22 protein-coding genes and 1 CRISPR repeat array (1 of these 23 running past the window's edge) are annotated in these 26,416 nt (G+C 52.5%); of the genes, 9 read left to right on the top strand and 13 right to left on the bottom strand.

Annotated features, from left to right (window positions below; genetic code table 11):
• Nucleotides 1–2,553: direct repeats of the CRISPR family, unit length 31 nt; unit sequence GTTCCAGACGGACCCCTTGTGGGGTCGAAGC (it extends 1,944 nt beyond the left edge of the window).
• Nucleotides 2,554–2,609: 56 nt separating this feature from the next.
• Nucleotides 2,610–2,849 (bottom strand): hypothetical protein, encoded by a 240-nt coding sequence (locus ACRYA2_RS18020; RefSeq protein ID WP_433631218.1) that lies wholly within the window; start codon nt 2,847–2,849, stop codon nt 2,610–2,612.
• A gap of 244 nt (nt 2,850–3,093) precedes the next feature.
• On the opposite strand from ACRYA2_RS18020, the gene ACRYA2_RS18015 reads away from it, so the two are divergent.
• From ACRYA2_RS18015 to ACRYA2_RS18000, 4 genes are all read left to right on the top strand, one after another.
• On the top strand, nt 3,094–3,612 hold the full coding sequence (locus tag ACRYA2_RS18015; protein WP_433631216.1) for a hypothetical protein: 519 nt from the start codon (nt 3,094–3,096) through the stop codon (nt 3,610–3,612).
• A gap of 92 nt (nt 3,613–3,704) precedes the next feature.
• Nucleotides 3,705–4,043 (top strand): hypothetical protein, encoded by a 339-nt coding sequence (locus ACRYA2_RS18010; protein WP_433631213.1) that lies wholly within the window; start codon nt 3,705–3,707, stop codon nt 4,041–4,043.
• A 390-nt stretch (nt 4,044–4,433) separates the two neighbouring features.
• Nucleotides 4,434–4,748, top strand: coding sequence for a hypothetical protein (locus ACRYA2_RS18005; RefSeq protein ID WP_433631210.1), 315 nt, complete (start codon nt 4,434–4,436; stop codon nt 4,746–4,748).
• Entirely contained in the window at nt 4,749–5,882 is a 1,134-nt protein-coding gene (locus tag ACRYA2_RS18000) for a hypothetical protein (RefSeq protein ID WP_433631207.1), read from the top strand.
• 198 nt (nt 5,883–6,080) lie between these two features.
• Here the strand turns inward: ACRYA2_RS18000 and ACRYA2_RS17995 are convergent, their stop codons facing one another.
• Entirely contained in the window at nt 6,081–6,356 is a 276-nt protein-coding gene (locus ACRYA2_RS17995) for a HalOD1 output domain-containing protein (RefSeq protein WP_433631205.1), read from the bottom strand.
• Between the two features lie 858 nt (nt 6,357–7,214).
• Between ACRYA2_RS17995 and dndC the strand changes: the two genes are divergently transcribed.
• The 4 genes from dndC to ACRYA2_RS17975 are packed head-to-tail and all read left to right on the top strand — an operon-like array spanning nt 7,215 to nt 12,376.
• Nucleotides 7,215–8,717: a DNA phosphorothioation system sulfurtransferase DndC gene (dndC, locus tag ACRYA2_RS17990; protein WP_433631202.1), complete on the top strand. Its 1,503-nt coding sequence runs from the start codon at nt 7,215–7,217 to the stop codon at nt 8,715–8,717.
• The gene (gene dndD / locus ACRYA2_RS17985) at nt 8,714–10,798 is read left to right on the top strand and encodes a DNA sulfur modification protein DndD (RefSeq protein WP_433631199.1); all 2,085 of its coding nucleotides are present in this window, start codon (nt 8,714–8,716) and stop codon (nt 10,796–10,798) included. The genes dndC and dndD overlap by 4 nt, the downstream gene beginning before the upstream one ends.
• A complete protein-coding gene (gene dndE, locus ACRYA2_RS17980; RefSeq protein ID WP_433631195.1) occupies nt 10,791–11,180 on the top strand; it encodes a DNA sulfur modification protein DndE in 390 nt (129 codons plus the stop codon). The genes dndD and dndE overlap by 8 nt, the downstream gene beginning before the upstream one ends.
• A gap of 8 nt (nt 11,181–11,188) precedes the next feature.
• Entirely contained in the window at nt 11,189–12,376 is a 1,188-nt protein-coding gene (locus tag ACRYA2_RS17975; RefSeq protein ID WP_433631193.1) for a cysteine desulfurase family protein, read from the top strand.
• Nucleotides 12,377–12,577: 201 nt separating this feature from the next.
• Here ACRYA2_RS17975 and ACRYA2_RS17970 read toward each other — a convergent pair whose 3' ends face one another.
• The 7 genes from ACRYA2_RS17970 to ACRYA2_RS17940 form a co-directional block, all read right to left on the bottom strand.
• On the bottom strand, nt 12,578–13,087 hold the full coding sequence (locus ACRYA2_RS17970) for a hypothetical protein (RefSeq protein WP_433631191.1): 510 nt from the start codon (nt 13,085–13,087) through the stop codon (nt 12,578–12,580).
• Between the two features lies 1 nt (nt 13,088).
• Nucleotides 13,089–15,062 carry an AAA family ATPase gene (locus ACRYA2_RS17965; protein WP_433631189.1) on the bottom strand — a complete coding sequence of 658 codons (1,974 nt, stop codon included), beginning with the start codon at nt 15,060–15,062 and terminating at the stop codon, nt 13,089–13,091.
• A gap of 1 nt (nt 15,063) precedes the next feature.
• Nucleotides 15,064–15,252: a DNA modification system-associated small protein gene (locus tag ACRYA2_RS17960; protein ID WP_433631187.1), complete on the bottom strand. Its 189-nt coding sequence runs from the start codon at nt 15,250–15,252 to the stop codon at nt 15,064–15,066.
• Nucleotides 15,253–15,282: 30 nt separating this feature from the next.
• On the bottom strand, nt 15,283–17,490 hold the full coding sequence (locus ACRYA2_RS17955) for a DEAD/DEAH box helicase family protein (protein WP_433631184.1): 2,208 nt from the start codon (nt 17,488–17,490) through the stop codon (nt 15,283–15,285).
• Nucleotides 17,491–17,903: 413 nt separating this feature from the next.
• On the bottom strand, nt 17,904–18,248 hold the full coding sequence (locus tag ACRYA2_RS17950; protein WP_433631182.1) for a hypothetical protein: 345 nt from the start codon (nt 18,246–18,248) through the stop codon (nt 17,904–17,906).
• Between the two features lie 70 nt (nt 18,249–18,318).
• Entirely contained in the window at nt 18,319–18,906 is a 588-nt protein-coding gene (locus ACRYA2_RS17945) for a phospholipase D-like domain-containing protein (RefSeq protein ID WP_433631179.1), read from the bottom strand.
• A gap of 133 nt (nt 18,907–19,039) precedes the next feature.
• Nucleotides 19,040–19,897 carry an FRG domain-containing protein gene (locus ACRYA2_RS17940; RefSeq protein WP_433631177.1) on the bottom strand — a complete coding sequence of 286 codons (858 nt, stop codon included), beginning with the start codon at nt 19,895–19,897 and terminating at the stop codon, nt 19,040–19,042.
• A 267-nt stretch (nt 19,898–20,164) separates the two neighbouring features.
• Between ACRYA2_RS17940 and ACRYA2_RS17935 the strand changes: the two genes are divergently transcribed.
• Complete coding sequence (locus ACRYA2_RS17935; protein WP_433631174.1) at nt 20,165–21,079, top strand: DUF2971 domain-containing protein; 915 nt, start codon at nt 20,165–20,167, stop codon at nt 21,077–21,079.
• Here the strand turns inward: ACRYA2_RS17935 and ACRYA2_RS17930 are convergent.
• The 4 genes from ACRYA2_RS17930 to ACRYA2_RS17915 all read right to left on the bottom strand — a co-directional run bounded on the left by ACRYA2_RS17930 (nt 21,071) and on the right by ACRYA2_RS17915 (nt 26,339).
• Entirely contained in the window at nt 21,071–21,655 is a 585-nt protein-coding gene (locus tag ACRYA2_RS17930) for a hypothetical protein (RefSeq protein WP_433631171.1), read from the bottom strand. The two genes, ACRYA2_RS17935 and ACRYA2_RS17930, sit on opposite strands and share 9 nt — an antisense overlap.
• Entirely contained in the window at nt 21,652–23,790 is a 2,139-nt protein-coding gene (locus ACRYA2_RS17925) for an AAA family ATPase (protein WP_433631169.1), read from the bottom strand. Before ACRYA2_RS17925 ends, ACRYA2_RS17930 begins: the two co-directional genes overlap by 4 nt.
• Nucleotides 23,780–23,983, bottom strand: coding sequence for a DNA modification system-associated small protein (locus ACRYA2_RS17920; RefSeq protein WP_433631166.1), 204 nt, complete (start codon nt 23,981–23,983; stop codon nt 23,780–23,782). Before ACRYA2_RS17920 ends, ACRYA2_RS17925 begins: the two co-directional genes overlap by 11 nt.
• Nucleotides 23,984–24,977: 994 nt before the next feature.
• Complete coding sequence (locus ACRYA2_RS17915; RefSeq protein ID WP_433631164.1) at nt 24,978–26,339, bottom strand: GIY-YIG nuclease family protein; 1,362 nt, start codon at nt 26,337–26,339, stop codon at nt 24,978–24,980.
• Between the last annotated feature and the right edge of the window lie 77 nt (nt 26,340–26,416).

The following is a 26,416-nucleotide window of genomic DNA, read 5'->3' as shown; positions in this document are numbered from 1 at the left end:
CGGACCCCTTGTGGGGTCGAAGCGAGGTTCAGGAGCAGCGTCCGATAGTTGATGAGGTAGTTCCAGACGGACCCCTTGTGGGGTCGAAGCTGCCCGTTGGGTGCCGAATATTTGCCTTTTTACCATGGTTCCAGACGGACCCCTTGTGGGGTCGAAGCACGCCAGGACTGCACTTGCACGGCAGGACACTATCGTTCCAGACGGACCCCTTGTGGGGTCGAAGCCTGCAGGGCGACGATATTCGCGTGTCGGATAATCTGTTCCAGACGGACCCCTTGTGGGGTCGAAGCGATTGCATCGCGGCGATGTGAATTATAAGGCAGGTTCCAGACGGACCCCTTGTGGGGTCGAAGCAGCATCACGACGATATTGCCGCTCTGGAGACGGGGTTCCAGACGGACCCCTTGTGGGGTCGAAGCAAGAGAAAATCGCCGAAGTTGACGCTGTTATACAAGAGTTCCAGACGGACCCCTTGTGGGGTCGAAGCGAGATTCGAATCCCATCATAGGAGACGCGCCGTGTTCCAGACGGACCCCTTGTGGGGTCGAAGCAGCGAGGTCTACAACTCGGGAGAGCCAGAGTCAGAGGGTTCCAGACGGACCCCTTGTGGGGTCGAAGCATGACTTGGCTCCGTGTCATAACTAACCTCAACGGGTTCCAGACGGACCCCTTGTGGGGTCGAAGCTGACGATGCGTGTCATGCCACCATTCGTTCATTACGGTTCCAGACGGACCCCTTGTGGGGTCGAAGCACAGTCAGGACAGCCACGAGTCAACGGTTGTGTGCGGGTTCCAGACGGACCCCTTGTGGGGTCGAAGCGACTACCAGGACGTGGATACGGGTGAACGGTATCGTTCCAGACGGACCCCTTGTGGGGTCGAAGCCATTCATGCCAGACGCTAATCTCACCCGACAGCAGGAGTTCCAGACGGACCCCTTGTGGGGTCGAAGCTCCACTTCGAGCGTGGTCTCCACGCCGCCGACAACGGGTTCCAGACGGACCCCTTGTGGGGTCGAAGCTGGGACAGCGCTGTTGAGAACGATACGATCAACGCGGTTCCAGACGGACCCCTTGTGGGGTCGAAGCAGCGATACGTTCCCGACGGTCTTCTTCGAATCCGGTTCCAGACGGACCCCTTGTGGGGTCGAAGCACGGACCCGGGCTTAGTGAGCGCGGCCAGTTTCCGGTTCCAGACGGACCCCTTGTGGGGTCGAAGCCTCCATAGTGGGGACTGCCAGTATGTTGTGAAAGCCTGTTCCAGACGGACCCCTTGTGGGGTCGAAGCTCCACCCGGCGCGGGAGTCATTGCGCTAATCTCCTGTTCCAGACGGACCCCTTGTGGGGTCGAAGCGTATCTCGTGGAGCGCAACTTCGACGTGTGGACTGGGTTCCAGACGGACCCCTTGTGGGGTCGAAGCACAACTGACTCCAACGGCAACTACAGTGGTGCGGGTTCCAGACGGACCCCTTGTGGGGTCGAAGCCATACCCGACCACCACGCCGCCCCTTTCCATACATGTTCCAGACGGACCCCTTGTGGGGTCGAAGCAAGGACTTAGAGTAGTCACGTGGCGAAATAAGCGGAGGTTCCAGACGGACCCCTTGTGGGGTCGAAGCTACAACGACGAGTTGGCCGCATAGTAGACAGATCTGTTCCAGACGGACCCCTTGTGGGGTCGAAGCCAGTGTTCGCACGTCCATGAGCGGACTCGGCAGGTGGTTCCAGACGGACCCCTTGTGGGGTCGAAGCGCGTATCTCCGCCGCCATCTCGTCCGCATACCGCGGTTCCAGACGGACCCCTTGTGGGGTCGAAGCGAGGAATGGTCCAGGAAAGGGGCAATGAGGATGCCTGTTCCAGACGGACCCCTTGTGGGGTCGAAGCAACAACCACCTGAAGATTAACTACTCCACCACCGAACGTTCCAGACGGACCCCTTGTGGGGTCGAAGCTTAGACCACGCTAACGATCTTCTACGGGATGCGCGTAGTTCCAGACGGACCCCTTGTGGGGTCGAAGCGAGTGGGACATCCGTAACTGTCCATACCCGCCACGGTTCCAGACGGACCCCTTGTGGGGTCGAAGCACGAACCAGACCAGCCCGCAGTCGAACAGCACGCCGTTCCAGACGGACCCCTTGTGGGGTCGAAGCCATTCTTTCGCAACCAGCTTGCCGTTCTTCTCGGTTCCAGACGGACCCCTTGTGGGGTCGAAGCACCTCTTCTGAAATCACCGACCATTACGACATGACCGGTTCCAGACGGACCCCTTGTGGGGTCGAAGCGACATATCCGGCAGCTTCACGCCGGGGACAGCGGGAGTTCCAGACGGACCCCTTGTGGGGTCGAAGCAACGATTACACTGCGCTCGTCGTCGCTAATCGTAGTTCCAGACGGACCCCTTGTGGGGTCGAAGCCGGATATGAGAGTTGTTCGTGTAGTTCGTGTTCGCGCGTTCCAGACGGACCCCTTGTGGGGTCGAAGCTCCACGTCCGCGCCCTGCGTCTGAAGGATGGGTTCGAGTTCCAGACGGACCCCTTGTGGGGTCGAAGCACGACCTGGAACTATCTCAGTCCATAGTTGCTGGTAAAAACTTATGCACTATAGTATCAGTCGTGTTTGTTTTCCTCACATACTTTCTCTTGTAGCTCATTGAAGAGCGTCGGATGATGTTCCTTGAGAATTTCTATATCGATGGTGAGCTCGTCCTGAATTTTGTTCCTGACGCGCGAAATAGCTTGGTATCGATAATTTTCGTCGACTTCGTCGTCTCCTTGGATAAGTTCTCGTTCTCGGTCAGTCAAGAGTGCCCGGCGTCTTGCCATTTCATCTGGTTCTTGTATGTTCATGACCACATAGATGCATCATTCCCATATACTAAAACGCTCCCATAAACGAATACGTTCCCGTATAGGGCTAACTTTAAGTAATAGGATAATAGATACAGAAGTAGGAAGCGCGGCACGCCTTTGCAGAAAGGCCGGTGCTGGAACACCGACCGCGCTTCGGGAGACACCGAAGCATGAGTGCAATTACGTGTGTGAGTGAAAAGCGCATCGACTATCAGCCAACCTCGATGGGAGGGCGTTATTGATGGCGTCGTTCGACGAGCAACCGAACGGCGGCGCGCTCTCGGTCGAAGCAATGCTCGGCGAGACGGTCTTCGAGCCAGTCCAGCGCCTCGAGCCAACCGACCAAACCATCAGCGAGGACGCCGCCCAACCCATTCCTGACCACACGCCGGACGACGAGATCACGCGAGCCTATCTCGTCGAGCTCCGGGTTGGCTGGCAGACCCGCAAGAAGACTAGCGACGAACAGCCCTACCTGTACTGCATCTACGCCACCGGGGACTGCCGGCGGTTCTTCGAACGCCGCCTCCACATCGACTACGACGAGGACGGCTTCCAGATCCCCGACGACACTACTCTGTATAGTTCGGTCACCACGACAAAGTCGGGCAACAGCACGCTGCCCTCCACCCCGCCAGGGGAATCGCCCGCAGAAACACGCAGACACTACCGGCACCTCCTGGAAACCCGCCACGGGATCGACACCGACGCCCACCACGACACCACAGGGAGCGACCACACGAGCGAGGTGCGTGCCTGAATGCCCCCGCGTGTCCGCCCCCGCCGGGTAGCGACAGCGCCCGCCACACCACTCGCCCGCTCACCAAGCCATGCCGGGGGAGGTGAGCGACGGTGACGCGCGAGGACGACGGCGTGATTCGGTCGCTGGCTCAGACCGACCCGGTCCAGGTCGACACCAAACACCGCACGCTCACCGGAGTAGTCTACCAGCACACCCACCGCGAGCCCGAACTCACCCCTCGTGGCCCCGAGCCCGGCGAACACGTCCTGTACTTCGCGACGCCGTGCCACGACTGCTACCGGCTCCACTACACCTACTATCACGAGTACGACCACACCCAGACCCGGCTCGCCCGCTACGAATGCCGACCAGACGGCGAGTACGCCTGGCACCGCACCCACGCCACCATCCAAACCATCACCAGCCCCACCGGCGGTGACCACGAATGACCCGTGGCGTCCCACAACCGCTCAACCCCCGCGACCCCAGCGCGCTCGCCGAACAGTTGTCGCCCGGCGACCGCGTTCGTATCACCACCACCACACGCCCCCGTACCATCCTCAGGGTGGCCGATTCCATTCCAGCCCCTGCTGGAGGACCACGCCTCGTCCTGAGTGTACCGCCGCTCACAACGACCGCCCACGAGCACGTCCAGTCCGCTCACTACCACTGCAGTCCATCCAATTCGGAGTCGTCGACAATGACCGTCACCGAGTACCCGAGTAGCGACACGCCCGCGAAGTGTATCGGCACGCTCACCACTATCGCTCACCTTCCCCGACTTTCCACGCCATCGGCAGACCACATCACTGCGTCAGCAACACGGGAGGGATTCGCCAATGAGTAACAACACCATCAGTTCCGGAGTAGATCACCGCCAGAGCGACTGTGACGAGTCCCAGACCGAATCCACGCCAGACGACCAAGACCAGCTGCCACACCAGGACCCTGACCGACTCCAAGAAGTCTACGAGCAAGTCGGCACAATAGCTGCAACAGCTACCTATTTCGATATCTCCGCGATGACTGCCCGCACGTGGTTGATCCGCCACGACATCTTCGACCCCGACACTGACGGATTGGAGATGTCCGCCCAACAGCTACAGGAACTCGACCCTGAGGACGTCGGCCTCCCACCCAGGGGTGAACGATAGATGGCCGCCACCACCCAGACCAGCCAGCCACAACAACCTAAGTCAGAGCCCCAGCCGAAGAACACCCAGAAAACGTTCTGGACCGACAATGAGGGCAACACCCAGCTTGAGGCGCTCGCCGCCGTCAACGACTGCTCGCAGGGAGCTGTGCTTCGCAAGCTCGTCGACGACGCATTCACGGAGCAGTTCGACAACCTCGACCCAGCTCATATCGAGCAGGGCCACGTGTCGGTCGACGACCTCCGGGCGCTCGCGAACGGCGAGACCACCGTCGACGAACTCGACCTGCAGGCTAAGACATCCGAGCCAGTCGACGGCTACGATGCCGATTCGTACTATCTCACGGTCACGCCCGACGACCTCGCTGAACCCGGTCCCGAACTCGACTGGGCAACGCTCCGGGACGCGGTCAAGAATCCCGAGGACGGCGGATACTGGAACGACGACCTCGAAATCCACGAGAGCCGCGTTGGCGAGAACACGCTGAAGGCGAGCCACCGGCCCGCCGCCAGGATTCTCACCGGCCTTGCGCGTTCACAGGCCTACGAGAACGGCGTCATCCCACAGATGACGGTAGACGACCTCGTCGACACCTACTGTCTCCACCTCACTGATCGCGTTGCAGACGCCGAGCAGGAGCGAGGGAAAGAGCACATCCGCGAGACGTACACCAGCCTCGTCACCGACCAGCTCTACGAGAACCCGTCACCGACCGCCGATTCGTACTATTGTAGCACGGACCATCTCCAGACGCGGCTGCAGACGGAGATAGACACGGCTCAGTCTGTCGCCGAGCGCGCCGGCACCATCACCGACTTCTATACCTGGAAATCGACTGACGACGCCGACGAAGACGATGAAACCAACAACCTGCGAGAGGAGTGGCAGCGTGAGCTCGCCCGCTGGCTGACCGATATCGCACGCGCAAAACACGCTGGCCGCACGTACGGCACTGAACTCCGGCGCGGCGACTACGAGATCGACGACGCCGATGAGAGTATGACCGCGTTCGACGCGGTGCACGCTCGCCTACACGACGCACTCGAAGCAGTCGACGACTTGCCGACGAATGTGAAGGCCGAACTCATCGACCGACTCGACGACGCCGTTGTCACCGCCATCGCTGGCGACTAACCGAGGAAAGACGACAACGGAGTTCGCCCGAGTGCCCGTAGCGTCAGCGGTCGTCAATATACCGCAGTCTCATCAATGAGTAATCACCATACATCGAAAGGGCACCGATGAGCGACTTCTAAACAGACGTTTCTCTGGACAGAGTCACAACGTAAGAATTCGACTGGATTCGTTGGTGTGAACGGCAGGTGACGACGTCTATTTGAGGGGGTCGATGACTCGGACCGGAATGTCGTCGTTGGCCTGCGAAATGGAGACAGTGACATTGTCGATGTCGAACTCGATAGAGAGACCGGTGGTTTGCTGGCCGCTGAAGAGCGTATCGAGTGCGTCAGGGTCAACCACGTCGTAGAGTCGGAACTCGCTGTCGTGAGGGTCGATGCCATTGTATTGTTCGATCACTTCAATCACGGCGACGCTCGCACAAGAACCATATGAACAGTCAGCCAGCTTCTTAGCGGTTGTAGCGGCCATTACGTATACTCTATTAGTCCCTGTCGCTATAAGAGTGTTGCTCGATGAACACTATAGACTAAACAGACTATCTGTTTATATCCCCCAGCTCACATTTGAACGCGAGCACTGCTAACCGGTGAAGTAATTTCACGATGAGTCTATAGAGAATTATCTAGATAAGAAAAGGAGTGATATCACTGGACGGGTGTCAACAGCGGCCGGGACACCAGCTGTCGAATGAAACCGACGCTCATTACCCCGAGATACCCCCGGTAGCGAGTGATATCACAATCACCGCAGTTGTTCTCGTCCACGCTCCGCCACTAACCCATGGGGCCGGTGGAAGCAACAGGAGACGCTCACACCAGCTAGCCGTCGATTGCACGCAGAACAAGAAATCACATGAAGCGCGGTCGTATCGTCCCGTTCCGGACGACCCAGCGGTCGTCCGTCACTCCAACGGCTGTCGTACGGACGTCTAGAGTCACGAGCCATATATAGATTGCTCATATAGACAATTGAATTAAACTTCTACACACGAGAATAAGCATGTGATTTCGACCAGTGATACTGCAAACGACCGTGGTCAGTGGTGAGGTACACCCCTTCCGGGAGGTGTTGTTGGTATTGCTGGGACGACGAGAACACCTGGGGTTGTGATATCACTGCTAGTAGCGGCTGTCTCAGCGGTTATACAGGCAGCAACGAGTTCTGTTCGTCGACGGTGACAATGATGTTGAAACGGGGCGGCGAGCCAAACTGCATTACAAGCGCTTCCTAACTAGATTGCGGGTGGAGATTGGCAGATCACGTCGGGGTTCCTACTTTTAGAAGGTGAAAGCACTTAAGTGACTGCTCTCTCTAGCTTTGGTTAAGATGGGCACGAGTAGTGATGAGTCCGAGTCCGCAGATGCGAGTTCACAGCCGGACTTAGAGACATCTGTTTTCGAATATCGTGACCTCGATGATATCCGAGAGGAAATACAGGAGACGTATCTTGCCGATGACCGTCCCTGGGTGATTGGGTACAGTGGTGGAAAAGATTCTACAACCACGCTGCAGCTTATTTGGTACGCTATTGACGACCTTCAGGAGAGTAAACAGGACAAACCAATCTATGTCATTTCTAGTGACACTCTTGTCGAAACCCCGAAAATTGTCAACCACATCACATCTACGCTCGATAATATTAACGAATACGCCGAAGATGAAGACCTTCCGTTTGAAGCTCACAAAGTCTACCCTGACGTCTCTGATTCTTTCTTCGTTAACCTCATCGGCCGTGGCTATCCCGCTCCCAATCAGACGTTCCGCTGGTGTACGGAACGTCTCAAAATTGATCCTGCGGATAACTTCATCATGGATAAGGTGTCTGAGCATGGCGAAGTGGTTGTCATCCTCGGCGCCCGCAAAGCCGAATCTGCAACCCGTGAGCAGGTTATGAATCTCCACAGCATCGAAGGGTCGAACCTCTCGCGTCACTCTAAATTCGCCAATGCATTCGTCTTCACGCCGATTGAAGATTGGACAGTCGACGATGTCTGGGATTATCTCCTTCAAGTTGACTGCCCCTGGGGGAAAGATAATCGCGACCTCGCTGCTCTTTACCAGGAAGCTGACGACGAGTGCCCCATGGTGATTGACACAAGCACTCCATCTTGTGGGAATAGCCGCTTTGGATGTTGGACGTGCACTGTCGTCCAAGAAGACAAAGCGATGGAGAATATGGTCGATGCAGGGGACGACTGGCTTGAACCGCTCCTGCAATTCCGTGACCTGCTTAAATCCACGCAAGATCCCAACGATAAGCCTAAATACCGCGAAGTAAAGGGACGGCGTCATGGATATGTTCGTGAGAAGGACAACGGTAGTGATGGAATCATTCCCCGCGCCTATAAACTCGAGTTCAGGAAACACCTTCTTCGGAAGCTTCTCGAGACTGAGAAAGAAGTCAATGACCGGCGCGGAGATGATGAGGGGTATCTTCAATTAATCCGTGATGAGGAGTTGAAAGAGATTCGGCGGATCTGGCGGGAAGAAGAAGCTGACTGGGAAGATTCCGTGCCCCAGATCTATCACGATGTCAAAGACGACGATCTCGATTGGGTCCAAAATGACCTTGGTTCATTCAGTGCTGAAGAAGCAGCTGTCCTGGAGGAAGTTTGTGCAGAACATGACATCCCGCCGAAGCTCATGAAGCGTCTGCTTGACATCGAACTCCGCCATCACGGCATGAAGCGGCGTGCATCTATTTACAACAAGATCGATAAGGTATTTCGCGAAAACTGGCGGTCGATCGAAGAGATCACCGCTAACATCGAGGGTGAAGAGCCCGAACGGTGGGAATACGACCTCGAATACGAGGATCTCCAGCAATGAAGATCAACCGATTGGTGCTCACTAACTATGGCCCGTATGCTGGCCAGAATGAATTCGATCTCCGCACAACAGAGGAGAATCCCATCATCCTCTTTGGAGGCAAGAATGGCAGCGGGAAGACAACTCTATTCAACGCCATTCAAATCTGTTTACACGGCAGAAGTGCCTTTGATAGCCGTCTCAGCCGTAACGAGTACGAAGATCGCATGCAGTCACTGCTGCACGAATCCAGTGGAGAAAAGGCCACTACGGCCTCCATTCGGCTTGAATTCGAGTATGCCGACTTCGGTGAAACCGAGCACTATGCTGTAGAACGCAAGTTCCGAGACCGAGAGAAGAGTCTCGCTGAAACCGTCACAGTCCGCCGAGACGGCAAGAAGCTTAGCGATCTCGAAGAAGATCAGTGGGAGGACTTCCTGAAAGAACTTATCCCTCCCGGGATCTCGCAACTCTTCTTCTTCGACGGCGAGAAAGTCGAAAGTCTTGCGAGCGCCATTGGTGACGATGAGGAATTCACTGACTCGCTGATGTCGCTACTTGGATTGGATTTAGTTGACCGACTAGAAACTGATCTCACGATCTATCGGTCGCAGAAGCTCGACGAAGAAGGCCATGAAGAGCTGGCTGCAACGATCGAAGATGTCCGCGAGCGCAAACAGGCAGCCGAAGAAGAGCAAGACGAGCTCAAGTCGGAGATTAAGGAGAAGGAGGCGCGCATACAAGAGCTCGAGAAGCAAATTGAGCGAAAGGAACAAGCTCTCGCTGAGGAAGGCGGGACGTTCGCGGAGCGCCGTGAAGAGTACAAAGAAGAACGGACAAAGTTGGAGACTCAGATTGAAGAGATCCGGGACGATATTCGCGACCTCGTTACTGACTGCTATCCATTCGCTCTTGCGCCAGATCTTTGTCGAGAAGTTCTCGACCGACTTGAAAAGGAAACCGAAGCCGCGCAGCTCAAAGCCGCCCGCTCAGAGGCGGTAGAGGCCCTTGATGATGTCGCAACAGATGATAGCGTCTGGTCGGGTCTGGATATTTCAGAAGAGTCATCAGATGAGATTGTTGCCGAGCTGCAGGATGCGTTGAGTGATCGGCTTGCGCCAAAAGAGGATGCTGGATACGAGCTTGCAGCGGAGTTCTCTGATCGTGAGCAACAAGAGATGCGAGCCGTCGTAGATGAGGCTCTGAACGATATTCCAACTGAGATGCAGGCGTTGACAGAGGAATTGGAGGAAAAGACACGGCGGCAGCAAGAAGTTGAGAAGAAAATTTCCAACGCACCAAATCAGAGCGTGATCGAGCCGTTGCTCGGCAAGATTAACGACTTAAACAGCGAGAAAGGCGAGCTCGAACGCGACGTCGAATCCTGTAAAGAACGTTTGGAAGAAGTTGAACATAATCTTGGTCGGCTTGAGTCCGAACTGGAGAACAAACTCGAAAAGCAGGATGAACTCGAAGATGTCTCGGATCGCTCTGAATTAGCGGCTGATGTCCGGTCAACAGTCCAAGCGTATCAAGACCGATTGGTGGAAGAAAAGCTGGAGCGGCTCGAAAGTGTCCTTACGGACCGCTACCTGCAGTTATCGAACAAGGAGGACTTCTACGACGGTGTGGTGATCGACGAGGAGGATATTTCCATTCAGATCCGGACTACCCACGGGAGTCTCAAACACCAATCCCAGCTGTCGGCCGGGGAACGCCAGATTTTCGCCACTGCCCTTCTGTGGGCGCTCGCCGACATCTCTGGCCGCCCACTCCCGTTCATTATTGATACACCACTCGGCCGGCTAGACCAAGAGCATCGAGGCAAACTCGTTGAGAATTTCTTCCCCACTGCCGCCCATCAAGTCTTCTTGTTCTCGACGGATACCGAAATCACCGAGGAATACCGAGAGGCCCTACAGGACGATATCGCAGCTGAGTTCCACCTGTCGAATAGCCAGGATACTGGGCAAACGTCGGTCTCTCCCGGGTATTTCGATGTCTCGGCAACCGATGCGGCTCAGGAAACCGATCGCGTCCATGTCGATCACGACCACGATAGCGAGAAACAGATGAACATCGAGGGATTCGGGGATGACTGAAGACTTCAATCGCGTCAGTTTGGACAGCGACGTCACCAATCAGCTTGAAACACTCAAGCGCAACACAGGCTTGACACCGAACTACCTGGCCCGTATTGGCTTGTGTTACTCGCTGAACGAGCCACGCCCGCCTAACCCGGCAGAGTATGATACGGATGGCCAGACAATTAACCGGTATACGCTGCTAGGTGAACATGATGCACTGTACATGGCTTTGGTGCGCAAACGGATGCTGAACGAAGACCGTGATCCAGACGAGGGGCTCTACGATTATTTCCTTGCGCACCTTAACCGGGGCGTAGATCGGCTATCCGGCCGGGTGACGGATCTCAGTGATTTCCATGATCTGATTCCCGAAGATCTGAAAGCCGCCGACGCTTAGGAGACACTATGACTAGCGACGAATCGGACGGGATCTACTTTGATCATCATGCCACGACTCCCGTTGATGACCGTGTCGTCGATGCAATGGCGCCAGTTTTCACCGAAGACTACGGGAATCCAGCTAGCAATAACAATCACCGTGCTGGCGACACGGCCAAGCGTCATGTCAAGCAGGCTCGAGAGCAACTCGTCTCGACATTCAATGCAAACCGGATAGAGGAGATCATTTTCACCAGTGGCGCCACAGAGTCTAACAATCTTGCTCTCAAGGGTGTCATGCGGTATGCTCGCGAACAAGGCTATGGAAACCACTTAATTACAGGTGCAACTGAACATGACGCCGTAATCGATACTGCGGCTGCGCTTGAAGACGAAGACTTTGAGGTGACAATCCTTCCTGTGGACAAGTATGGGCGTATCGATTCCGATGACGTCCGCGATACGATTCGTGACGAGACGGTTTTGGTATCGCTGATGGCTGCGAACAACGAAGTTGGCACAATCACACCTATAGCGGAGATCGGACACATCACGAGCGAAGCCGATGTTCTCTTTCATACGGACGCCGTCCAAGCCGTTGGCTATCTTGATATCGACGTCGAGGAGATGGAGATTGACTTGATGTCGATTTCAGGCCACAAGATCTACGGGCCGAAAGGTGTTGGTGGTCTCTACGTTCGGTATGGTGCAACCCATATCCATCCCCTTGTCCACGGCGGTGGACACGAACGAGGCTGGCGGTCTGGAACTCTGAATGTTCCTGGGATTGTTGGGCTTGCGAAGGCCGTCGAACTCGCGGATGAGAATCGTGAAAGCCGGACTGCGCATGTTGAGCAATTGCGGGATCGATTCTGGGAGCAGCTTGACGAGTGTCTCGACAATATTGCCGTGAATGGGCATCCAGACCGTCGTCTTCCGAATAATCTCAACGTGAGTTTCCTGGGTGTCGATAATCAACGTCTCGTAGGCCGGCTTAGTGATTCTGGACTGTATGCTGCGACGGGGTCAGCTTGCTCAACAATGGAAACCACGGAGTCACATGTTCTTACGGCTATGTTAGAGGACGATGAACGAATTCAATCCTCGATCCGATTCGGTCTTGGGAAGGACAACACTACACAAGAGGTTGATGAAGCCGTAGAGATAGTCACCGAGAACGTTGACCGTCTCCGGAAGTTCAATTCTATGACTTAGGTTACATACAGAAATAGATTCGCTTGCGATTATCCTCGTTCACTAGGACGAGTACGAACAGTGCTGGTCAGGGATGTTTGTATGAATCCTGTGGATTCATGATGTTCGAAGTCGGCAGTACGCAGGTTAATCCTCAAGAGTTTATGGATATAACTTCCAATGATAGTGGAGTCGAAACTCGGGTCCTGCTGCGTGTTGACGTTAGATATGGTCGGCCAGCGCGACCTCAAGCCGTTCTTGCCAGGCGTCGCTATCCATTTCGGTGATTGTTCGAAGGAAATCGAAGTCTTCCTGGACTTCTATATCGGATTCAATCTCTGTGATTCCCTCATCGGCATATTCGAGGACGTGTTCCCAGGCACGCGACGAAAGCCATTCGTCTACTTCATCTACATCGTCTGGAACCTCGAGTGATAGTTCCATCTTTGCCAATTGGTGAAGGAACTCGACAGATTGCCGGTGTTCGTTTGATTCACTCAGGGTCCCGATTCGGAGGATATCTTGGCCCTTGTCGTCAGTTACGGTGAGATCATCCGGAGTATTATTCAAGAATCCAACAACTAAACCAAGACTGAAGAGTTCATATTGGTAATCGAAGACGAATTCACTGGGAATATCCCCAGTTTCTTCTTCGTCATCTTCCTCACTAGTACTCGCGACGAGCGTATTATAGATATCCTGGCGCCCCGTCCGTATCATTGGTGATGGCATCTCACTTCCCCCCGATTAGCAAAGGCTCAAGCGCTTGTGGAACAATTTCCGAGGCTGAGTCCATATCGTCTCGAATCCGTATCTCGTAGTGTTCAGCGACACGGTCTTGCATCTCGTCAAGATCCTCTTCGGACAACTCATTAGGCTGGTAAAGGATCAGCACTTGATTGCTAAACTCGTGATAGTGATCAATAAGGTTCTGCTTGTGTGTCGGGTCCAATCTGCCGATCGGCGTGTCGATAATGACTGGCGCGTCTCTGGTCGTATAGCGACTCAAGCCAGCAATGAAGGCATATGCGATAATTTGGCGTTGACCTGCGCTTGGCATCTGATCGGCGATGTCTCGCTTATTCCCATCGACGAGCAATTTGAGCTCGTAGTCCTCGGTAATGCATAATCCGTCATAGTAGTCAGGCCGGTTGGTCAGTTTCAGGAACGTCTCAGAGGTATGTTTTTCAACCTCTTTCCGTCGGCTCTCAACGAACTCGTCTTTGAGGCTCTCGAATGCTTGTCTCGACTTTCCAGCGATGTTAGTTAAATTCTGAAGCCGTTCCTCACGGTCACTCGCTCCTTCTTGGGAATCAATTCGCTGGCGGAGTTGTCCGCGCTGATTCCGGAGTTCTCCCACCCGCTCCCGTTTTCTGGCCTGTTTGTCTTTTAATTCTTGTATTTCGCGTTCCAATTGATCCTCTCGATTTTTCAATTCCTCGCTGAACTCTCGCTCGATTTCGTTGATTTCGCTCTCCAGTTTCTCTTCACGGTCTTCTAAGGATTCAATTCGGCTGCTGATCGATCGAATATCCGTCTGCAATTCCTGAAAACGGTCAATTCTCTCGGATACTTCTAGCGTAAACTCATCGGCAAATGCGTTGAGTTCGGACATCTCCTGGTTCTCAGGGCTTGTGAGTGTAGTTAGTCGGTCTCGCAGATGATCCATATGTCGGTCGCGAGTGTCGAATTCTTCCCCACAAATGCACTCGCCATCTTCAAGTACGCGACTAATCACTGAGACCTCCCCTTTGACCCCCTCAGCCTGGAATTCCTCACTCACGACGTTCGCCCCACGGGTCGCTGCTAACGGTCCAGCGAGCTTGCGAATCTCGTCTCGTTTTTCTTTTTTGCTTTTGAGCTTATCTCGCTCCATCTCCAGTTCGTCTCGTACTTCAGTGAGCTCTTTACGGTATTCATCAGCATCCTTCGCCTTCGCGAGATTTTCCTGTACTTCTGTGAGTAGGGCGCGTGTGTCCTCGATTTCGTCTTCGATTTCTCCGATGTCACCTTTGGAATCCGCATCGCCCGTCAGGTCGTTCAGTTCTGCGATCACTTCCTGCAACTCCTGTCGCTTCTCGTTGACCTCCTTGACGGTTGACTCGATTTGAGTGAGTTCACGTTCGTACTCACGCTCTCGGTTGTCAAGATCTGAAATGGCGTTTTCTATCTCACGGATTCCAAGTACGGTTTCGATTGCGTCTCGGATCTCAGCGTCGTTCCCTTCCTCAAACCGCTGGAGTTCCTCTGCGTCGAAAAAGAAGTAATCCGCTGCACTCTCTGGGATGATGTTGTTAATGAACGTATTATATTCGTCACCGCTATCATCTGGTGCAATAATCGTTTCATCGGGGGTCTTGACTGACCGCGACCAATCAACGGCCGCTCGATCTGCCTCGTCAGTGACTTGATTGAATTCAATGACTCGTTCTAGAATATAAGTCGTGCCCTGGTGCTGGAAGTCTAGTTGAATACGGGCTGTTCCGTCTCCTTCGACTGCCGCGTCTCGGTTGATGAAACTATTACGCTGTGCTCGACTCTCCGCCCCGTGAAGGCAATATCTAATCGATTTATAGAGTGACGTCTTGCCTGTATCATTCTCTCCCCGAAAGAGAATAATCGGCTTGGCTGACTCCGGCCGTGGGTTTACTTCGACCGTTCCATAGTACGGGCCAAAGTTTTCAAGTGTAATTTTTGTAATCAGCATCTCACTTGACCGCCTCAATATGCTCTTCGAGAAGTTCGTGAACCCGTTTGTAAATCCGCGATCGCCGCTCCATATTCACCACTCGCTGTTCAGCTGCATAGATATTCAGCAGAAGTTCCGGTGGAAGATCAAATTCATCAGCTTTCTCCCTAATTGTGTCCGCAATCTCCTGATCAATTTCGTTGCTCATACATTACTCTCCAATTCAAGCGAAGGTTAATCAATTTACGGCTTCGTCATCGAAATCGACGTACGCTAGTGCCGGAAACATTTCACCATAGCTTTCTAAGGCCTCACCGAGCTGCCGTTCTGCCTGGTTTTTGTTTGTTGCGTGCGCCATCAGTATCTTAGCCCGCCGGAGCTCCTGCTTAATTAGGTTAAACGACCGATCACTCCCATACTCGGCACTAACCCCTGGAAGCACCAGTAGGTCATATATCACCGCATGTTCCTTTTGGTCACTCAACCGCAAGACTCGGCCACGCCGTTGGATGAATTGCCGCTTATTGGCATCGCTCGAAATGATGACCGCGGATTTCGCATCCGGCACGTCAAGTCCCTCATCTAGACAGTTAATCGCTAAAAGATACTGGCAATGGCCCTCTCTGAAATCGTATAGCGCTTGCCCTTGTTCGTTTTCCCGAGCCGAGACGTAGACACCGTAGGAATCCGGATACCGCTTATCAAGTTCCTTTTCGATCGCCTCGAGTTGTACCGTATCCTCGCAGAAGATGATCGCAGGCGTGGGAACACCCTCATCAAGCAGCTGGCCGAACCGCTCCGGCTTCGCTCGGGCGCGTTTCTTGATTTTAGCGCGATCACGGAGCAGACGCTCGAAGCGATCCAATGCCGACGCTGACTGGCTAGTGCTGGACTGGAGTTGGGCGCTCAACTGCTCAATTTTCGTGCTGAGTTCTGCATAGTCCTCATACTCATCGGGAGCTAGATCACAGATGACTGGGTGATACTCATACTCACTCAGATACCCATTTTCGATCGCGTCAACAGTTTTGAACTCGAATGGATCATGACCGCCAAAGTACCGGAAAATGGTCTCGGTCCCTTCTTGATCCCACTGACGCTCGGGCGTTGCCGACAGGCCGATTCGCCGGCCGGCATCAATCTCGAAGATTCGCTGGAACGTGGGGGCACCGTAGTTATGCACCTCATCGGCGATCAGCTGAAGCCTGTGTGAGTCGATACCCTGGACTGCCATTCGGAATGCTTTGGAACCTCCAGTATGTGGGGTCGTCAAGAGTACGGTCGGTGGTCGCTTCCGGAGCTTCTGTTCCGGGGCCGCCCGGTATGGATCAACCACCATCGATATCTCTCGTTTCCAGTCTGTACGCCCACTACACTCGAGGATTTGTGTATCTTCAGGGAAAACAGTCTGGAGATCTTCGCGCCACTGATTGAGGAGTACCTTCTTCGGAACAACGATGACCGTTAGACGCGTATCAGCCCCAAGACGAGCTGCTCGCAGTGCTGTCCAAGTCTTTCCAGTCCCTGTTGCCATCGCAAGAATTCCTCTGAAGTCGTGATCCTTCCACCATTGGATGGCCTGTCTCTGATGCTTCCAGAGCGTAATCTCGTCCTTTTTGGCTGTTGTTGGGTTAGTATCTCCCTGCTGGGAATACTCGAATTCCGGGTCTTGAAAAACTGGAAGGTCCGGTAAGCCATCTTTCGTCCCCGGACTCCGGTCACAGAGACCAATTTCTACCGCCTCGGGGAGGGCACGGACAATAACGTTAGGGTGCTTGTCCGTCCAGAGTCGCTCGAATCGGCCCTCTTTTAGTTCGACACGTTGCTCTTGTTCCTCTGATCCCCAACTCCGGAAGACATCAAACGACTCGAAGTTCCCCTGCCACCCCTTGGCGGTCTCGTTGATAGACCCTGAGAACGCGATGCGGTTCTTTTCTCCGTCTTCGAAGATTCCGAGCTTCTCATGATAAATAGACGCATCGCCAGTGTCCGTATCGGGCATATAGGCGATCCGAATCTCCAAGTAGCCCTGCTCCAACATCCAAGCCAGACATTTGAATCGGTCTTCCGCTAACTCGGAGGCGAACTCCGTCGAGGAGAGCTCTTCGAGAAGTGCTGCTTCTACTACCTCCTCCGCTTCCTCCGGAGTTGTACAGTCCCGTAGCACCTTGAGATCTCGCTCATCAAACTCGTAGCTGCAAATGAGCCGCATTGACCCTTCATTTTGGATAAAATCCTGAATCCCACGGGCCGCGAGTGAGAGTGATCCACTTGTGAAGTAGCCTGCAGCGCGGTCATATCGAGTAGCTCGCGAGAGGCATGGAATATAGAATTCCGAAACAAGGTCATCACCAGTCTCGTATTCGAGTTTAAGCGGAACCTCGGAGAGCAATCCCGGTGATACCCGTGAGTCGCTTGCTTCTGTATCTGGATGCTCCTCGGACATTTCTTACTAATGTGTAGGGAGAACCACACACCTAACTGTTGCTGTGGCTCTCGTCTCCTCTTGGTTTTTGTCATCAACTGTTGGACCTATTCAGCTGAACCACGAACTGGACGGCGTCAAGTTGGACGGCCTGAAGAGAGGTTTCAAATAACACAAACATCAGTCCCATCAGAGTAGAGAACAAGACTCCTCTGAAGAACCTCCAGCCCGAAATTGCGATGTTAGTCTACTGCCGATACTACCGGAAAGATCGTAGCACCTCACGCCTTCAATCCATTTCTGACGACGATGATATCTGGCATAGCGCCATCCGCTTCGGATTCGGGAAAGCCAACACCAAAGAAGAAATCGAATACACCACCGACCAAGTGATCTAAAATGTGACCCGGCTCCGAAAACTAAACTTTTAGCGGTTAGTCGTCGTCGCCTCCGACCTGTTGCTCCTCCGGTGCCTGCCTATTGTGCATGGTAACCACTTCCGTCCGGAGAGTAGACAGAGTGTTGTTCAGCCCCTTTATGACATTGTTGTCGATGTACTCAAAGCCGCCATTAGCGTACTCTTGGGCGATATAAGCGGCCTGCGACCCGTCCTTCAGAATATTCGGGTCCTCGGCCTGCTTAACTGCGACTGACTTGATCACCCACTGTTCATTACTTGTGAGAGCGCTCCACGGTATGCTACCGGAACGAGAGTCGAGCGACTTCTGCAGTCCTTGATCATAGCCGACTCCCAGAGCAAACATGAATAGTTTGCTCATTTGGAGGCCAGCAAACGGCGAGTTGCTGTCCTCGTCCGTCAGTTCCTTGTAACGGTCCCGCTTTTCCTCCTCAATTGCTAGGTCGCGTGGAAGATTCGTCTCGTTCGCATTCCCAATCGCAGAAGACTTTGTAGGATTCGTAGTTGTAAAATCCTTTCTGGCTGTCGTTCTGAGAGCCGTGGAACGCCAGTTTTCCACCTGCGATACCGATGACGATTCCCCATTTGTCGTGGAAGTCGCCCTGGAGGTAGCGGCCGTCTGGGATAGCGAATTTAATTTCGAGAAGTCCGTCGGCAATCATCCAGGCGACGGTGTTCAGGGTGTCTTCTGGTCCTTGTTCTAGTTCTTCGATACTGCGTTCGAGGGATTCGTACATCACCTCGTTTTGTTTTGCTTCTTCGCCCTTCTGGAAAGCTTCCCAGTCGTCTTCCTCTAATATCGGACTGATAATCCATTTCGCTCGCCCACCGTTGGAGGCGAGTCCGGCGATGTCTCGGGCAGCGTTTTTGAGCCAGCCGCTGGTGAAATAGCCGACGCCGCGTTTGTATTCGATAGCGCGCGAGAAAATCGGGTTGTAAAAGTCGTGGATAAAGTCCGTTTCTGAGGTCTCGACTACAGGTGGGAGTTCCAAGTCGCTGAGTTCGTCGCCAGGGTTCATATCTGAGAGTTTCATGGTCCTACCCTTGTTAGTTACCACCGTCTACCCGTCAAGAACGTATAAAACACCTAGCAGAACAAAATAAGTATACTACAATTTGCGTGCCTATATTCTTATTAGCAATATAAGTAAACTAGTCCGGGTTTCGGGTTTCGTTTTCAGTAATCGGGGTATAGTATCGTGTTAGCCAATTCGCAAGCCCATCTAAGCCGGGGAATAATACACGTTCAGTAATATTTGATGCGTCTAATTTATCTCGTATTTCCATCTTGGCATTTGGTTGAATAATTACCTTTTTGTAAAGATTTGGATGTTTATCCAACCAATCGTCGAAATACTGCTCCGAATCAGGAAAAATAGAAAATAACGCGAATTGATTCACGATACGGCCATCAAGTGAGGGTGGCTCAAAGAAAATTGGTGATTCTTTAATACCTTTCTCGTTGAATAAGTCATCAAAGTCGCTGAGTGAGTCGGCGACATCATTCAACTCGTCAATGGTGAATACATGACCACCCATCAGGTCAGCTAGCTCATCAGGAAGCTTTTCATGGACAGCATCAATATTGACGACCCAGATCTCTCCTGGTTCGTCCAGATGTGATAAACCACTAGTTGCGAAATGAAGAGCAACGAGTGGTGAAAACGTCCAATCAAGAATCCGGGTTGGCAACCCGTAGTGCTGGGCCACAGAGAGTTGGTGCCACTCTGACCGTGAGGACAGCGATTCCTTCTTAGCGTATTTTATAAAATTCCGCAAGATATCTGCTTCAACATCAGCTCCATGACTCGTTTCAAAACGCTCTGTCTCTTGTTTTCGCCCAAGCCGAATCAGCGAGGTCGGCAACGAATCATATTCCCTGGAAATCCCGCGGTATGCAAACGGTGGCCGGAATCGATTAATATCATCACGCCAAGAATCAAGAAATAACTCTTCCTGGGCCTCACACCACGAATCAACCGTCACACGTTCTTGAGTAAATGAATCCATACAACATATCTTACGCTAACCCTTAATAATATAATATTCGTTAGTTGGCCTATATTGTAGAATAATTATAAATTTGGCGAGAATGTAGAACAGAACGAGCAGGTTCGTGTTTCGCATTACTAATGACGTCTGATCTTGTCCTTCATCCCTCAAAGATGCTAATATGAATTTCATTTTCAGGAGTATCTACTCGTAGTACTTAGGTATATCCCATAGATCCAGCCGATGCCTAGGAACCTATAATGTGGGACGTCAACCACTTCTACAATGGGCACTGTCGATTCAGAACATCTTGAGGATGTCTGTGAGGATTGGAAGTTATGGCGGTACATGAGCTTCGCCAAGTTCATGAACCTCCTGATGACTGACAACCTCCATTTTCACGAAGCAGCCGATTTCACCGACAATTTCGAAGGAACAGTCCCTGAGGCCGTGAAAGACGCGATGAAGGAGGAGTATGAAGAAGCTGCCGAAGCAGGCGAATTCTCGGAAGACGGGCTAGACGAGCACAAAAGACTGGTCGGTATTCTCCGGAAAAATACGTATCTCAGCTGCTGGCACCACAAAACCACCGAGTCAGCAGCGATGTGGGCATACTACGGGGATCAGGATGGATCTGTCGCGATCGAGACGAACGTTGGACAGCTGAAACGAGCGCTGCTGCCAGCTGACCCGGATATCCACTTAGCGGAGGTCGAATATACCATCTTCAAGGAAGAGAATCGAGACGAGAACGAGGATATCAATGATGTCGATGTGGAAGAACTCAATCCTAAATTCTTCCTCACCCGTGACAAATCGAACACATTTGCCCCATTCCTCTACAAGCGACAGAGCTTCGACTTCGAAGAAGAAGTAAGAGCGATCATCCAAACACCGTCCTACACTGACGATCCGGACGATAAGGACGCCTTAGATATACGAATAGATATCGAGGGAGAAAGCAAATACCTTCTAGACGATACTGACACTAGTCGGAAGGGATACGACGTCGACATTATGCTCGAAGATCTTATCGAGAAAATCCACGTCTCCCCGGGATCCGGCGGCTGGATTCTGGATACGATTCGTGCAGCCGTGGAGGCAAAAGAGGGTCTACCTTCGGATGAGGACGAAATCAAAGACTTGGTTGTGAAATCTCAGCTGGACGAGAACCCAGTATTTGGCCCAGACTCAAAATGACACCGATCTATCTCTCCCCGTCGTAGGTGGCTGAGTCAGGTCATCCTCGAACTCTTCTAACCGATCTGCTACCACGGTTTCTATCGATGAGAAGTACTGTGGGAGATCGAACTTGCCTTTATCATTCCATTCTCCATAGAGTATGACGACTCCTTTGTCCGCATAGGCAACTATATCGTCCCAGGTAACAACGGGTTTCTCTGATTTTTCTTCCTCCTCGGTATCTTCTGAAGCATCGTCTTCCGAGTCGCCCTCTTCTACCTCGGTTTCACGTGCTTTATGTTCCAACTCGATAAGCTTCTCAATCAAATTGATACACGCTTCGTGCTCTGGATTATTCCCTGCAACAGGAGTCAAACGCGTTACTTCGTAATAATCGCCTTCACCGTCGTACTCACCGTCGAATTTCTCACCCTCAATATAGCCGACTACCAATCCTGCTGTGAAGAATTCGAAACCGGACTCAAACGGGTAGACGTCGTGGTCCGGTTCCTGATCTGTTGGATCAGACATATTCTTAACGAGCAATCTGTAGATGGTCTCTCGCTTCGTCTTGATTGATCTGGATCCATTCACGAGGAATCACCACACACGGACTGGTTTTCCGGCAACGGACAGATCTCAGATACCTCTGGATCGTCTCCTTTCCTTATCTCATAGTGGTTCTGTATGATCCCGTCGTCCTCGAAGTCTTGGATGTCACCTTTGTTCATCTCTCGGGGCTGGTAGAGTACAACTATCTGATCGCCGAAATTCGAGAGATTATCAAACAGATTCGTCTTGTGCTCGTCGTCCAACCGGCCGGTCGGAGTATCGATTACGAAAGGAGCTTTCCAGCTCGCAGACCGGGCTACACCAGCGTTAAATGCGTAGGCTATGATCTGACGGGCACCCTGGCTAGGGTCCTGTTCGGACAGGTCCCGAATATCCTCACCTACCTTGAGCCTTAGCTGATAATCCTGGTCAATATCAAGACCATCATAGACACCGGGTTTGTTCGTCATATCCATGAAAAGATTGGACGCCTCGTCTTCCACCATTTTTCGTTGATCATCAACGATATGATCCTTCGCCAGTTCGAAAACGGTCTTCGTCTGTTCTGAGGCGTTCATCAACTGCTTGTAACGCTTCTCCCTATCCGTAGCTCCCTCTATATCATCCAGCCTATCATCCAACTCTCTCAATCTTTCGCGCGCATTTTGGATCTCCACCCGTTTTTCACCCTTCTCTTCCCGGAGACGATCAATCCGGTTTTTCAACTGATCCCGGTGCTCTTTCAGGGCTTCTCGTTTCGTTTGATCCATCGCCTTCTCCAACTCGTTTTCTAAACGGGCAATCTTGTTTTCTAATTTTTCACGTTGCTTCTCAAGATCGGAGTAGTGTTCCCCCAATTGAACAAATCTCTGCTCCAACGCTTGCTGTGACAGTTCATATTCGTCCTCCAGATCCTGGACTTCATCAACAATATCCGAAAGAATCAGAGCATCATCTGTTGCATCCTGTCTCATCTCCTCTAATCTGTCCTTCAGGTCTTCTCTCGTTACATGTGGTCGTCCACAATGATCACACACTCCACCATTCGTCGCGGCTATTTCAATCGATTGACCGCATACATGGCACTCATCAGACCTCTCCATAATTGTTTTCTTGATCGTGTCAGGAACCAATGTATACTGATCGGGGATATCGCTCTCAATAGACTTAGCCGCAACAACGGCAGCGGCTGGACCAAATTTCGAGTAGAGTTTTTGCTGCTGAACCCGGACCTCTGTGATCTGATCGAGAACACAATCATCTAACTCTTCAATTGTCGAACCGTCCAACACTTCCTCAGCGTTCGGAACCTCGTCGAGTCCTTTGAGCTGGACCTTTGACTTCGTCAATCGCTTGTATTTCTCCTCTTTGTTTCCGGCCTCTGCGAGATCCTGGCTGATAGATGAGTGCTCTTCCTCTGTTTCCCGGATATCTTGGTCAATCTCCTCCATCCGGACTTCTAAAGAATTGATTTTCCCCGCCACCTCTTCTCGTTTTTCTTTTGTTTCTCTGTAGACCTCGGCTTCGGATGACGCATCGTTGTAGAGGTCTCTATAATGTGAGATAGCAATGTTGTCCATGTCTTGGATGGCGTATTGAATTTCTCGGATCCCTAAGATCTGTTCGATAGCATCCCTTATCCCTGGGTCTGAGCCTTCCAGCTTCTTAGCAAATTCCTCGATGCGATCCCCGTCAAACATGAAGAACTGGACGGTGTCTTTGGGGAGTAAGTCTGAAACAAAATCTTCAGCGTCGTCTATTTCGTCGTCCTCCTCGGTGTCGATATAAATATATCCGTCCTCAGTCCCCGGAGCGACAACGATCTTCATATACGGGTTTTCCGCTGTCCGGTCTTCGGGTGCCGATACTTCGTCGAAATAATGGCCGCGGATTATCCTGTAGGACTGGCCGTCGTGGTGGACCTCGAGAGAAATAGATGTCTGTCCTGACCCTTGGACAACTGCTTTCCGGTTAATGCACTGGTCGCGCATGTCCTTGGGATCATTCGACTCAAATCCGTAGAGACAGAACCTGATAGCCTCCAAGACTGCGGTTTTCCCCACATCGTTTTTCGCACACACCAGGGTCAGGGGCTTATCGCTGTCAGGATCGAATTCCAACGACTCCGTCTGGTAGAACGGCTTGAAGTTCCGGATGTGGATGCGTTCAAATTTCATCGGTATCTACGTGGGACTCGATTAGCTGTCGGACGGCTCGGGTAATACCTTGCCGTCGCTCCATCGTCGAGTACTCCTTTTCCTTATCGTAGAGCTCCTCGACGAGTTCCTCCGAGACTAATCCTTGGTCCGCTGCATGCCGTTTCAACTCCTCTTTTATCTCGTCCTCCGTTGGTAACCGGCGTTCGTCCATTTGCTAGGATATTACTGAGAGAAGTGTAGAAGTATTTTTGGAAAGGTCGCTTGGTAATTCTATTATAAGTATTAGTTATCCCGGCTTGTGAAACCCGGCGAATAAATGCTTGATACGTGCAATGAAGGGCAGAACAGCACCGTCAACACGGAGGAAGTGTAATCTGTTTATCCTACGTCACCCTAACCGATTGAGTTGGTCCTTGCTGTCAAGCACCTCTTCAAGCGTCATTCACCGGTCCGGTGGTACACCTTTCGCATTTTCCTCGCCTACTACATGATGAGGACGAACGTGATCAGAGCGGAGTAGAGGTACAGTTCTTGGATGGAGAGGAGCATCACGGCATGCGTGCTGCCGCTGCCCCGGAGACCCTCGAGCATCACCTGGAAGACGTACGCGGGCCCTGAGTGGTGATGAAGGCCGCACCGATAGTAATCACCTTGCTCGCATTCTCGCTCTTGACGAAGGGCCGCCAATCAACTTTGCGAGCAGGTACGTGATCCCAAGACGAACGAATCCTCCGCTTCAGGCCCTTTACGGCCAGACACAAAGATGTCAGCTTGAATCCCATCGCCTCACTCCTTCAAACTCTTATCTGAACCGCCCTGTGATTTCGGATGCATCAACTGAAGTTCGCAATCGAGGGCCTTCTCCATAGGAATCGAGTGATATCCGGAAGTCCGGACCCTAATCCGAGAATTTCCATCTCGTGGATATCAAATGTAGTATGTAAAATCGGTCTACCAGTCAATACCAGTAACTAGGACACGCTCCGTACCAGGGATACAAGTATATTAAACGTTCAGACGTAACATAAGGAGTCACGGGAAGAAAACTCCAGTGACAGGGCTTCATCCGCTGGAATCCACGCCCACGGTCACAATTGGGTGGGTACCATTGACGGCTCCTTATGAAAGGAGACTTTCGGGCCGAGGAAACACGGGACCTTGGACTCTTCTTCGGAGAATCCTCGCCCGTCAGGACGGGGAGGGTGTCAATTAGATGCAGGTCGAAATCGGAACTCCTCCTTGTTAGCAGGCGCCTCACCTGGGACTTCGTTATGATTGAGGAGGTGATGGGGGTGCGTTTCGTAGACCAATCCAATCAACAGCGCTTCCACTTCAGCTAAATATGCTGAATAACAGTATGGGTCGGGGTATTTTTGCAGGTCCCATGCACGTATCCACAGATACGTTTGTTCTTTGAGCTGGTGTGTCCCCTGTTCGAACAGCTCGCTAGCCCAGCTGAGTTTCTTCGAATCTTCACCAAACACTGTCTCTGATAGCTCCCCGACGTGCCAGCAGCTTCCATCACCCCATCGAGCGAAACTCCGTGTTCCAGTTCGATCCTTTGCGATTTCCTCGAAGTTTGCACTTAGTTCGTTCTTTTTCCCGTATGCCTCTGATTTGCCGATATATCGAGGGATGATGTCCTCTGGTGACGGATCGTCGGATGCAAGTTGGTACATGACGTACAGCAATCCATTGGGTCCGTCTTTCACACCATTTCTGTGGACACAGCGCTTCCCTTCTTGGCGGATACGAGTATCGATTGCGTCACTCCGCTTAAGTACCGTAGACGAACCTAGATCCGTGAGTTCAACGACGAGATTTCCGTCTGTTTCGAAAAGCGGGATCGGGTCCGCCTCACTGGAGTCGTGAATCTCCCGATAAATCGTTTGTTCAACCCAGTCGTACCAGAGATCTGCTTTACTTTTGCCGCTCAGGTCGTGACCTACTTTGTCAGCAGCTATCTTCGCTTCTTCGTTCGGTTTATCGTTCTCCAGATCGACCCATTCGAGCCCCACTTGCCCCATCTCGTGTGGGACCCTGTTCGGAACGAAATCTCGGTTCGCAAAAACCCGATTGAATTGCGGATTCGAATGGACGAGGCCGACGGTCTTCGCCTCGAGCTCTTGTCGATAAGTGGGATACCCGTACGGGCCAGTGTCGATCTCGTCGACGTCAACCACCCATGCATAAAGCGGTGAATCCGCTCGATCGTATACCGTCGCGATGTGATCGTACTTCCCGTAACTCCCCCACGATCCATCGTCTTCCCAGTCTGAGATCGGAAGAGCATCGCGTACTTTCCTGAAATGGTCCATGAGTCGGCTTGCAATACGACTCGTTTCTCCGATATAGACTGGAATGATATCAGACGACTTCTCGACGGGATCGTCGAGGAGATACAACAAATACAGGTAATCGCCACTGCCCCGCCCCAATCGGTACGAGTCATATGCATCAGTCATCTCGAGCTCTGCACCGGAATCGTCGATCATTTGGACTGGGTCCGGAGTGTCAACTGCATCGATGTCCGCGAGGACAGTCTGTGAGACCCACTCGTCCCACACCCCAGTTTTCGTTCGATGATTCGTCATTGGTCGGTTAACGGAAGTTGAACAGAAACGCTACCTCAAAGTATCGATTT

The sequence above is a fragment of the Halomicrococcus pelagicus genome, from assembly GCF_050954125.1.
The sequence above is the reverse complement of the archived record's forward strand: the minus strand, read 5'-3'. Positions and strand labels throughout refer to the sequence as shown.